We start from the raw sequence: 11,903 nt of genomic DNA on the forward strand, positions 1-11,903 counted from the left end.
GGCCAGTACCTCGTCTCCACCGATGACGCCTATGTGAAGGCCGACAACACCACCATCGCGCCGAAGGTCAGCGGCTATCTCAACCGCGTTCTGGTCGCCGATAACGAGCATGTGAAGGCCGGCCAGGTGCTGGCCCGGATCGACGACCGCGATTTCCGCGTCGCGCTCGAGCAGGCCAGGGCCGATGTCGCCGCCGCAAGTGCCACGGTGACGAGCAAGGAAGCGCAGCTCGAGGTTCAGCAGGCGGTGATCGCAGCGGCCAAGGCGACCATCGATGTCGACACCGCCGCGAAGACGTTCGCAAGCCAGGAGAACACGCGCTACACCAACCTTGCCGCAACCGGTTATGGCAGCGTGCAGAATGCGCAGCAGGCGCAGGCGCGCGACGCCGGCGCGGACGCCGCGATCGCTCGCGACAACGCCAACCTCATCTCCGCACAGAAGCAGGTCGATCTGCTCAAGGCCGAGATCGTGCAAGCCAGGGCCGCCGCCGCGCGCGCAGCCGCGATCCAGCAGCAAGCCGAGCTCAATCTCGGCTACACCACGATCGTCTCGCCGATCGACGGCGTCATCGGCAACCGCTCCTTGCGCGTCGGCCAGTTCGTGCAGGCCGGCACGCAGCTGATGTCGATCGTGCCGACTGATGGCGCCTATGTCGTCGCCAATTTCAAGGAGACGCAGCTCACGCACGTGCAGGCGGGACAGGCGGTCGACATCGAGGTCGACATGTTCCCGGGCCAGATCGTGCACGGCCGCGTCGATTCCATCGCACYCGCCAGCGGCCAGGAATTCGCGCTGCTGCCGCCCGACAACGCCACCGGCAATTTCACCAAGGTGGTGCAGCGCATCCCGGTCAAGATCGCGCTGGACACCGCGCATGGCCCCGCGATTGCGCTGCGGCCCGGCATGTCCGTGATCCCGACCATTGCAACACGTTCGACCGCGCCGACCGCGAATGCGGCCGCCGCGCCCAAAGCGAAGCTCGTCTCCGGAGGGTCGTGCCATGTCAAACAGCCTTTCAATTACGACGCAAGCAGCACCGGCCGCGACGCCTGATCGCGCCGCCGCCGATCCCAACCGCGCGAGCGCCGCGACCTGGATCGCCGTGCTCGCCGCCATGATCGGCTCGTTCATGGCGATCCTGAACATCCAGATCACCAACGCCTCGCTGCTCAACATCGAGGGCGGGATCGGCACCGGCGCGGACAACGGCTCCTGGATCTCGACGTCGTATCTGATCGGCGAGATCATCGTGATCCCGCTGACCGACTATTTGAGCCGTGTGTTCTCGTTCCGCCGCTACATGCTCGCGAGCGCGTCGCTGTTCGCCGCGTTCTCGGTCGCCTGCGCCTTCACCAATGACCTGCCGTCGATGATCGCGATGCGCGGCCYGCAAGGCTTTGCCGGCGGCGTGCTGATCCCGATGGCATTCACGCTGGTTCTGACCAAGCTGCCGAAGCCGCAGCAGCCGGTGGGGCTCGCGATCTTTGCGCTATCCGTCACCTTTGCCCCGGCGATCGGTCCGACCATCGGCGGCTACCTCACCGAGACCTATGGCTGGCGCACCATCTTCTTCGTCAACGTGGTCCCGACCGCGGTGATGGTGGCGGCGCTCTATCTGACGCTGGAGAAGCAGAAGATGCAGCTCGGCCTCCTGAAGGAAGGCGACTGGGCCGGCATCGTCACCATGGCGATCGGGCTGTCGGCGCTGCAAGCGGTGCTGGAGGAAGGCAACAAGGACGACTGGTTCTCCTCGCCCTTCATCGTCAAGCTCGCGATGATCGCGGCCGTCAGCCTCACGCTGTTCGTCACGATCGAGCTCACGATCGAGAAGCCGCTGATCCGGCTGCGCCTCCTCGCTCAGCGCAATTTCGGCTTCGGCACGCTCGCGATGACCATGGTCGGCTTCGCGCTGTTCGGCTCGGTCTACATCCTGCCGGCCTATCTCGGCCAGGCGCAGGGCTACAATGCCGAGCAGATCGGCAATGTGCTGGCCTGGACCGGCCTGCCGCAGCTCGTGCTGATCCCGCTGATCCCGAAGCTGATGCAGCGTTTTGATACGCGCTATATCGCCATCACCGGCCTTCTGATCTTCGCCTATAGCTGCTTCATGAACACGGCGATGTCGCCGGACTATGCCGGCGACCAGCTCTGGATTCCGAACATCGTGCGCGCGGTCGGACAGGCCATGGTGCTGACGCCGCTGACCTCGGTGCTGACGGGCGGCATCGCGCCGCAGGACGCAGCCGCAGCCTCCGGCATCAGCAACATGTTCCGCAATCTCGGCGGCGCRATCGGCACGGCGACGCTGGCGACCATCATCACCAAGCGCGAGCAGTTCCACTCCAACATCATCGGCCAGTCGGTCACGCTCGGCCGCGAGGAGGTCCGCACCCGCATCGCGCAGATGACGGACTACTTCATCGCGCACGGCGTGCCCGACCCCCACGCCGCGCGCGAGCAAGCCATCATCGCGCTCGGCAAGACGGTGAAGCGCCAGGCGCTGGTGATGGGCTATTCCGACACCTTTGCGGTGATCGGTGTCGTGCTGGTGCTCGCCGCAATCGCTGTGCTGCTGACACGGCGCGTGAAGGCCGCGGGAGGACCGGCGCATTGAGTGATCTCCCTCTCCCGCTTGCGGGGAGAGGCGAAGGCCAGATCTCACTGCGCGCAGAAATAGCTCGACGCCTCCGTCACCGACCCCGCGTTGTAGTGCGGCCAGGCCGGCCAGCGGCACAGCGGCAGCGCGCGGACGACTGGGAACGCGGGCGCTTCGGCCTTCTGCTCGGTCACTTCGAGGTCGCCCGGCGCCTGGTCCTTTTCGACCCAGTCGACCAGCACGCTAAGCATGTCGACATTGGCGGGCGCCCCCGAGCCGACATGATCGACGCCGGGCGCGGTGTAGAGCCGCGCGAACAGCGCCGTCGTCGCCGTACCCATCAAGCGCTCGACATTCTCGAAATAGCGGATGCCGGCATAGGGGCTTTGGGCATAGTCGGCCAAGTGCTCAAGGATGATCAGCTTGCCCTTGCGCTCGCGAAAGCGACTGAGGTCGGGATTGGTCGAGTCCATGAGGTTCGAGACCTCGAGTATCCGCGCCTTGTGCTCCTCCACCTTGTAGGTGGTGACGTCGAGCTTGGGATCGCGCGCGAACACATATTGAGTGCCGCCAGCGCCGTAGATCCAGGCGATGCCGTTGTTGGGCGCGGGCGGCTGTGCGGGCGGCGCGGTGCCGAGCCACCACGCGGTCCAGCCGCCGGTCGGACCGATCGCGGGCGTGTCTTCGCCCGAGACGCCCCAGCCCGGATAGTCGTCGAGACCGTTGGCGAGCACGAACGGGAATTTGTAGGTCGCATGCAGCGTGTTGACCGCCTTGATCTGCGCCTCGGTGAGACACTGATCGCCCGTCTTCCCGCTGGCGCAGCGCAGCGCCTCGACCTTGAACGCCGCCTTGCAGGTGACGGGATCCTGCACCAGCGCATCGTCGGAGCCGTCGGCCTTGTCGCAAGCCGCCCGCACGGCCTCGCCGACCAGCTTCACCTGCGCCGGGTTGATCCAGCCGTCACCCATGGTCACGAGGCCCGAACGCGTGCCGGCATGCTGCAGGCCGACCCAGTTGATGACGGGCACGCGGGCGAAAATGCCGTCGAAATCGTCGGGATAACGCTGCGCCATGGTGAGGCCCTCGCGACCGCCCTCGGACGAGCCCATGAAGTACATCTTCTCCGGCTTCTTGCCGTAGGCGCGCTGCATCAGCGCGACGGCAACGTCGCGAACCTTCTTGTAGGCGCGATGGGCGAAGTTCTCGAACGCTTCGTCATTGAGCGCGAACAATTGCGGCGGCTCGCCCGGCTTGGATTCGTGGCCGGAATCGGTGCCGTAGGTGACGAAGCCGCGCGCGAGCGGCGACGGCTTGTCGAACGGATAAGCCGGCGGCAGCGCAAGACCGGTGATCAGCACGCCGTTGAAGCCGCCGCCGCCATATTGCACCGACCGCCCGTTCCATTGGACGGGAAGGTTGACCTGGAATTTGATCGGCGGCGCCTTGGGATCGACGGGATCGATGTGGCCGAGCACCTTGCAGAAACCGGGGTTGGCGGGCGTGATCCGCCCCGACGGCGTCGGGCCGCGCTCGGCAACGGCGAGTTGCGATGGCGCCTGCAACGTCGCGGAATCGATCTTCACGGCATCAGCGCCGCCGACGAGACCCTTGCAGATCGTGTCGGCATCCTCCGCCAGCGTCACCGCCGCCGCGCTGCTGGCGCTCATTGCGGCCACCGCGCCCACGAGCCATGCACAGAGCTTCGCTCTCTTTTGCGTCATCGTTCCCACCCGGCGTTCGCTGTTTGTTGGATTTTGGTCCGTTGGCCGCATTGAATGCAACCTTCAACGTCCCGTCAATCGCTCACGTTCGCATTGTGATCAAAACGATCCTAACGCGCTGCCCAGCGCGATTACGGCGACCAGCGCCAGCAGCGACGTCGCGATGCCGACCATCACGATGTCGAAATAGCTGTCACGGTGCGTCAGGCCGCAGATCGCGAGCAGGCTGACCACCGCGCCGTTGTGCGGCAGGATGTCAAGCGTCCCCGAGCCGATCACCGCGACTCGATGCATCAGCGAGAGGTTGATTCCGGTGCGTGCGGCGAGTTCGACATAAGTCGGGCCGAGCGCATCGAGGGCGATGGTCAGGCCGCCGGAGGCCGAACCGGTCAGCGCCGCCAGGACGTTGGTCGCGACCGCAAGCGAGACGAGCGGTCCGCCCTCGATCGCCAGCACCCAGTCGCGCACGATCGTGAACGCCGGCAGCGAGGCGACGACTGCGCCGAATCCGACGAGGCTGGCGACGCTGAACGCCGGCAGCACCGACGCATTGGCCCCCGCGTCCATGGTCCGGCGAAGCGCCGGCAGGCGGGCCCGGTTCAGCGCGATGGTCGTGACGATGGCCGCCGCCAGCGCCACGGCGACCGACCACACGCCGGCGACGGCCGCGAGCGACGTTTCGCCAAAACGCTGCTCGGCGAGATAGCTGACATCGAGCCGCGGCAGCACCACGAGCGACATCACCAGATTCACGGTGACGACGACGACCAGCGGCGCGATGGCGTTCAGCACGGGCGAAGGCCGGTCGCTGCGATGACCGTGTTGCAGTTCAGCCGGATCAAACTCGCGCGCGGTCGTTGCGCGCTCGCGCACGAGTTCGTCGGCGGCGGCCTGCTCGATCGAGCCGTCGGCATCGTCGCCATAGCCTTCTCCGGCGCGGCGGGCTGCTGCCTCGGCGCGATGCAGCCACCACAACCCTGTCACGAGCATGATGAGGGAGGCAATGATGCCGAGGCCCGGTGCGGCGAACGGCGTCGTCCCGAAGAACGGCATCGGGATCGCATTCTGGATCGACGGCGTGCCCGGCAGGGCCGACATCGTGAAGGTCGACGTTCCCAGCACGATCGCGGCCGGGATCAAACGACGCGGAATCGAAGCCGCGCGAAACAGCGAACGGGCCATCGGAACGATGACGAAGAACGCGACGAACAGGCTGACGCCGCCATAGGTGACCAGCGCGCCGGCGAGAACGACCGCCAGGATCACGCGCCGCTCGCCAAGGCGCTCCGCCATGAAGCCGGCGACCGACGTCACCGCGCCGCTGTCATCCATCAACTTGCCGAAGACCGCGCCAAGCAGAAAGATCGGGAAGAACTGCGCCAGAAATCCCGCCGCATTCACCATGAACACCTGGGTCAGGTTCGCAAGCAACGGTTCGCCGCCGAACAGGGCAGCAACGAGTGCCGCGAACGGCGCGAGCAGAAGCACGCTCCAGCCGCGAAAGGCAAACAGGACAAGCAGGCCGAGCCCGACGAGAAGGCCGAGGAGCCCCATGTCTCAGCACTCCGTCAGGAGGACGTCGAGATCAGCGGTCGATTGCCGGCCGATGTCGGCACCATGCTCGGCGAGAAACGCGTCCGCGGCCATGCGGCCCTCGGCGCGCAGCATCGAGACGAATTCCCATTCCGCGTTGAGTTTCGAGGACGCGCCGAACTTCGTCAGCATGTCGCTCTTGATCCGGTGCGTCCGCATCTTCGCCCAGCGCGCGCCCTCGCCGCTGCCGGGGTCGGCCGCCTGGCGCAGCAGCGCGATCATGCGCAGTTCCTTCATCAGCGGCGAGTTGAACGAGATTTCGTTCAGCCTATTGAGGATTTCAGCCGCTGTCCGCGGTTCCTCCGGCCGCTCGGTGGGATTGATCTGGACGAGGATGGTGTCGTGCGCATCGCTCTCGCGAACCAGCGGCGTGATTGTCGGGTTGCCGGCGAAGCCGCCGTCCCAATAGGGCTCGCCGTCGATCTCGATGGCACGGAACATGGTCGGCAGGCAGGCGGATGCCAGCAGCACATCCGCCGTGATCTCCGCGTTGCGGAAGATACGGCCGCGTCCGGTGCGCACCCGCGTCGCGGTGATGAACAGCTGGATCGGCGAGCGCACGAGGCGTTCGAAATCGATGCTCTMGGCCAGCACTGCGCGCAGCGGGTTGTAGCCGGTTGGATTGAGGTCGTAGGGCGACAACACGCGCGACATCAGATCGGTGAGGATGTAGAAGGGCGACGTATCGAGGGTCCAGCGTCCCATCAGCCGGTCGAGCGGCGAGCGTTGGAGCGGACTGAAGGCCGCGGCCCTGGAGACGCGGCGCCAGTATTGTTCGAGCGCATCACGTGCGCCCTCGGCGCCGCCGGCCGTCCAGCCGTCCGCCAGGACCGCCGCATTCATCGCGCCTGCGGAGGTTCCGGAGATCGCGGCGATCGTGAGCCATCTCTCTTCCAGAAGACGGTCGAGCACGCCCCAGGAGAAGGCGCCGTGCGAACCGCCACCCTGCAGCGCGAGGTCAATCAGTACGACGTCCCGTTCCATGGCGGCACCGACGCAACTGAAGCTCAAATTCGACGCGATTTGTAACGCGCCGAAGATGGCGGCAGTTTAGAGAGCCATGGCCGTAGAATGCAACCAGAACGTGGGCGATTTAGTGCTCGAATACCAGCCTTGCGCCGACCGTGCCGTCGAGGGCGCGGATCTGCTGGAGCAGCGTGGCCGAATCCTGACCGGCGAGATCGGCGTCGAGCACGACGTAGCCGAGGTCGCCGGCGGTCTCCAGATATTGCGCGGCGATGTTGATGTCGCGCTGGAGGAAGACCTCGTTCAGCCGCCGCAGCATGCCCGGTACGTTGCGATGGACATGGCTGAAGCGCGCGCCGGAGGGACGCAGATGCAGCTGCACCTCCGGGAAGTTCACCGCGCCCATGGTCGAGCCGGTGATGAAATAGTCGACCAGCTTGCGGGCGACCTCGCCGCCGATGCGCTCCTGCGCCTCTTCGGTCGAGCCGCCGATATGCGGGGTGAGGATGACGTTGTCGAGGCCCTGCACCGGGCTCTTGAAACGATCGGAGTTCGAGGACGGCTCGACCGGAAACACGTCGATGGCGGCCCCGGCGATGTGACCGTCGCGTAAGGCGCGAGCCAGCGCATCGAGATCGACCACGGTGCCGCGGCTGTTGTTGATCAGGAACGAGCCCGGCTTCATCGCCCGCAGTTCCTTCTCGCCGATCATGCCGGCGGTCTCCGGCGTCTCCGGCACGTGCAGACTGACGATGTCGCTCTGCGCCAGCAGCTCTTCGAGCTTCTCGACCGGCTCGGTGTTGCCGTGGCGGAGCTTGTCGGTGCGGTCGTAATAGATCACGCGCATGCCCATTGCCTCGGCCAAGGTCGAGAGCTGCGAGCCGATATTGCCGTAGCCGATGATACCGAGGGTGCGGCCGCGCACCTCGCGGCTGCCGGTCGCGGACTTGTCCCAGCCGCCGTCATGGGCCGAGACCGAGCGTGGAAAGATCTGCCGCAGCAGCATCACGATCTCGCCGATCACGAGCTCGGCGACGCTGCGCGTGTTGGAGAATGGCGCGTTGAAGACGGGAATACCGCGCTTGCGCGCCGCCAGCAGATCGACCTGGTTGGTGCCGACGCTGAAGCAGCCGACCGCAAGGAGCTGATCGGCGGCCGCCAGCACGTCGTCGGTAATCTGGGTGCGCGAGCGGATGCCGAGCAACGACACGCCCTTGAGCGCCTGGCGCAGCGCCTCGCCGTCCAGCGCCTTGGTCAGACGCTCGACATTGGTGAAGCCCGCGCTCCGGAACAGGTCCACGGCACTGTCATTGACGCCTTCGAGCAGCAGCGCCTTCGCGCTCCGCTCAGGGCTTTGGCCTGGGGCTGGCATAGGATCTCCATGAATGGCGGCTTTGCCGCAGCTCATAAACCGCGGACGAGGCGCAGCACAATAGGGTTTGGATACGGGAACAAGATGGCAGCACGACATTGAAGGGGCTGTCAGGGCCCTCCCGCCCTCCGCGTAACCGGTCCTGGCTTTCGCCAGCAGTTGTGGCGCGAGAGCTTAACCGCGAGCCTTCGCCAAACCCAATCCTGGGGTAATGGGTCCTGGATCAGCGCTCGCTGTTGGACAACGCTACGCGTTGCCAAGCGCTCGCTTGTCCAGGACGACGGAAAGATTTTCCCAGCATCGCGACGGTCTCAAATCACATAAAACCCGTGCGTCCCGTCAAGCCGCAGCTGTTCGACGAGACCGTATTCCCAATCGAGGTAGGCCTGCATAGCACCTTCCGCGACATCGGTCCCCTCATAGGGACGGCGGTAGCGGTGCGCCGGATCCGGCTTCGGCAGCACGAGCGGCGGACCGACCTCCAGCGCGCCGTCATAACCGCCCTCGAGCACGTACACCTCCCAGCCCATCTGCGCGAGCCAGGACGCCGTCATGTCGGCGCGCACGCCCCTGTCGTCGGTCAACAGAATGCGCGCGCCGCGCACCGGTGCGGCCATGTCGGTCTCCTGGACGAGCTGACCGCCGGAATAGTGGCGAAAGCCMGGAAGGTGGCCAGCCGCATAGTCCTCCGCATCGCGCACGTCGAAGCGGTAGAGCGTGCGATCGGTCTGCGCGAGCAGCGCAGCCATCTCGCTCGCGCCGATGTGGCGGACGCCGGCGCGATAGGCGACGTCGCGGGCATTGGCTGGACCGCCTTCGAACGGTCCGATCGCCCCGCGCCGATCGGCGCCGTGGTTGAGCGCATGCCGTGCCAGCGTCCAGCCGATGGTGCCGTTGCGCAGCGCGCGGACCTTGTTGGGCACGCCGGCATTGATCAGCGACTGGGTGCCGATGATCGAGCGCGTCCGCCCGGCGCAATTGACGATGATGGTGGTGTCGGGATCGGGCGCGGCTTGGCCTGCCCGCAGCACCAGCTCCGCGCCGGGCACGCTGACCGAGCCCGGAATGTTCATGGTCGCATATTCGTCGAAGCGGCGGACGTCGAGGATGGCGATGTTGGCCTTGTCCGCAATCAGTTTTGCCACTTCGTCAGCGCTGAACGACGGCGTGTGCCGGCGCGCCTCGACCAGCTCGCCGAACGCTTTCGAATAGGAGTTGACGTCCTCGAACACCTGATAGCCCGCATCGCGCCAGGCCTTCAGCCCGCCATCGAGCGCGCGGACATTGCTGTAGCCGAGCGCAGCCAAGCGTTCAGCTCCGGCCGCGACCAGTCCCTCACCGTCATCATAGAGCACGACCGGCACGTCTTTGCGCGGCAGCCTCACCTCGGCTTCGACCGCAATCCGGTTCGCGGCCATGTTGGCAGCGAACAAGGGATGGCCGGTGGCGAACGCGGCCTCGTATCTGAGATCGAGCAGCGCGATCTCCTCGCGCAGCAGCAGCGCGCGGAGGATATCGGCGGGGGTGACGGTCGGGATCGTCATCGGACATGCAGCCTTCGAAGTTTGAACAGGGCGCTTTTGGCCGATTGCGGACCGCTTGACCAGCCCGACGGGGGTATGCCCTCCCGCTCTGCGGCGTGCAATCCCGTGGAGCTGCTGAAAAGAAGCATGTTGTCCGCCCGCGCGGGGCGGGTAAAGTTCCGATTCGTGCGTGGGGGGAGGGGCAGCATGCGAACCATAAAATTCCTGGTGGTGTTTCTGGTGCTTCCGGGTGCGGCCATGGCCGCGCTGACCAATGCGGAGCGCAAGTCCCAATTCGAGCGGGCGATGGCGTCGATCGTAGCTGCGACGACGCCGACCGTGTTCGGCTTTGTCCGCGACACGCTGATCAAGGACTACGTCGCCTGCAAGCCCAACAAGGGGCAGGCCGTGGAGCTCATCAGCGCGAGCTATTTCCGGTCCTGTGAACACGAGGACGCGTCGGCCACCGGCGAGCGCTCACTGGAAGCGTGCCAGTTGCGCTATGGCAAGCCGTGCGCCCTGCTGGCGGTGAACGAGGAGATCGTCGCGGAAGGTGAGCTGACAGCGCGGGACATGCCGCGTCTGCATTATGCGGGCAAGTATGACCTGTCCCAGATTCCGATCATCCGGCGGGTGACGCGACAGCGCCCCGACGTGCAGAATTACGATAAGGCCATGGAGCCGAAAGCGATGGCCATCCACCCCTGGGGGAAGCTGTTCATCTCGGCGGGCGATGCGAGCTTGAAAGATGCCCAGGCCTCCGCACTGGCAAAATGCAACAGCGATCCCACGCGAAATGGCAGGGATGGCGGCTGCTTTGTCTACGCCGTCAACAACGACGTCATCATTGGTGAACGGCACATGCAGCCGWAGTGACGTGTCGATATCGTGACTCGATCCAGGCGGATTTGACCAGCGGCTTGTCGGATCACTCGCCCGGAACGAGGCGCCCGAGCGGCGGTTGCACGGGGCGCCGCAGCTTGCGGCGCGACAGGTAGAGCAGGATGCCGGTGACCGAGAACAGCGGCATCAGGGCTGCGGCAATCATGAACGCGAGCTTGCCGGGCCAGCCGAGGACCGCGCCGCGATGGATGTCGAGCACGTTGGCGATGATCTTCTCGCCGAACGTCTTGTCGGCGTAACGCTCCGCCGAGACCAGTTGACCGGTGACGGCATCGACGCGGAATTCGTCGCGCGCGGTATCGAGCGTGGAGTCCTTCCCCCACGACCGGATCCGGATCGCCGTGCCGGGGCCGGCCGGCAGCGTCAGCAAGGCCCTGGCGAAGCGGTCACCCTCCTCGCGCCGGAACGTCGCCCAGGCACGGTCGAATCCGATCGGCACGGCCGGCTCGGAAGCGGCCGCCACGCGCGGCGCCTTTGCGGACATCTTGGGCTGCATCTTCGCGGCTGCGACATGCGGGCGCGACAGCAGCCAGACGATGCCGTCCTTGTACCAGTCGAACGAGTACCAGAGACCGGTGAGCGTCATCACCAGATAGACGGGCAGGACCCAAGTGCCGATGACGGCATGCAGCGACCGGTGCAGCCCGCGGCCGCTGAGCCCGAGATTCGGCTTCAGCCACACCTTCACGCTGCCGGCACCGCGTGGCCAGCGCAGCACGAGGCCCGAGACCAGCATGACGATCAGCCCGAGCGCGGCGACACCGGTGACCTGGCGCCCCCAGCCCTTGGCATCGCCGGGGACGAGCAGCCAGCGATGCAGCCTGCGCACGGTCGCGAAAAATTCCTCGCCCCGCGGCGAGCCCAGCACGCGCGCGTCGTAGGGGTCGACATAGAGCGAAGCCGGCCGCCCGCCCTGCTCGTCGCGGCCGAAGCGGACACGCACGGCCGCGGCCGGATCGCTCGATAGTGTGACGGCCGAGACCTTGCCGAAATCCTGCGCCGCCCTCAGCCGCGCGATCAGTTCGTCCGGCATCAGCGCCGGCGCGGTCCGCGGCTCGACCCGCATGATCCCGGCGTTCAGATGGTCGACGATCTCATCCTCAAAACTCATGATCGCGCCGGTGAGCGCGATCAGGGTCAGCAGCAGCGCGAGCCCGAGGCMCGCGATGGAATGGACCTCGTGCAGAACGGCCTTGATCGCGCGCCCCCGCTCACGCATCGAT

At 66.2% G+C, this 11,903-nt stretch carries 9 protein-coding genes; 3 read left to right on the plus strand and 6 right to left on the minus strand.

The features are described from left to right. Both AC1D00_RS09385 and AC1D00_RS09390 read left to right on the plus strand, forming a co-directional pair. Nucleotides 1–1,056, plus strand: a 1,056-nt coding sequence (locus tag AC1D00_RS09385) for an HlyD family secretion protein (protein WP_477010477.1), incomplete at its 5' end; no start/stop codon positions are given. Further along, nucleotides 1,004–2,617 carry an MDR family MFS transporter gene (locus tag AC1D00_RS09390; protein WP_477010478.1) on the plus strand — a complete coding sequence of 538 codons (1,614 nt, stop codon included), beginning with the start codon at nt 1,004–1,006 and terminating at the stop codon, nt 2,615–2,617. The genes AC1D00_RS09385 and AC1D00_RS09390, both read left to right, overlap by 53 nt. Nucleotides 2,618–2,661: 44 nt before the next feature. Here AC1D00_RS09390 and AC1D00_RS09395 read toward each other — a convergent pair whose 3' ends face one another. The 5 genes from AC1D00_RS09395 to AC1D00_RS09415 form a co-directional block, all read right to left on the minus strand. Beyond that, nucleotides 2,662–4,323: a tannase/feruloyl esterase family alpha/beta hydrolase gene (locus AC1D00_RS09395; protein ID WP_477010479.1), complete on the minus strand. Its 1,662-nt coding sequence runs from the start codon at nt 4,321–4,323 to the stop codon at nt 2,662–2,664. 99 nt (nt 4,324–4,422) lie between these two features. Continuing rightward, a complete protein-coding gene (locus AC1D00_RS09400) occupies nt 4,423–5,877 on the minus strand; it encodes a GntP family permease (RefSeq protein WP_477010480.1) in 1,455 nt (484 codons plus the stop codon). 3 nt (nt 5,878–5,880) lie between these two features. Then, a complete protein-coding gene (locus tag AC1D00_RS09405) occupies nt 5,881–6,900 on the minus strand; it encodes a patatin-like phospholipase family protein (protein WP_477010481.1) in 1,020 nt (339 codons plus the stop codon). Between the two features lie 109 nt (nt 6,901–7,009). Beyond that, the gene (gene serA, locus AC1D00_RS09410; RefSeq protein ID WP_135178762.1) at nt 7,010–8,254 is read right to left on the minus strand and encodes a phosphoglycerate dehydrogenase; all 1,245 of its coding nucleotides are present in this window, start codon (nt 8,252–8,254) and stop codon (nt 7,010–7,012) included. Nucleotides 8,255–8,565: 311 nt separating this feature from the next. Next, entirely contained in the window at nt 8,566–9,798 is a 1,233-nt protein-coding gene (locus AC1D00_RS09415; RefSeq protein WP_477010482.1) for a rhodanese-like domain-containing protein, read from the minus strand. Nucleotides 9,799–9,903: 105 nt separating this feature from the next. On the opposite strand from AC1D00_RS09415, the gene AC1D00_RS09420 reads away from it, so the two are divergent. Continuing rightward, nucleotides 9,904–10,653, plus strand: coding sequence for a hypothetical protein (locus tag AC1D00_RS09420; protein WP_477010483.1), 750 nt, complete (start codon nt 9,904–9,906; stop codon nt 10,651–10,653). A gap of 52 nt (nt 10,654–10,705) precedes the next feature. Here the strand turns inward: AC1D00_RS09420 and AC1D00_RS09425 are convergent, their stop codons facing one another. Next, nucleotides 10,706–11,899: a PepSY-associated TM helix domain-containing protein gene (locus tag AC1D00_RS09425; protein WP_477010484.1), complete on the minus strand. Its 1,194-nt coding sequence runs from the start codon at nt 11,897–11,899 to the stop codon at nt 10,706–10,708. Nucleotides 11,900–11,903: the final 4 nt, after the last annotated feature.

The sequence above is a fragment of the Bradyrhizobium sp. P2_E8 genome, assembly GCF_056403875.1.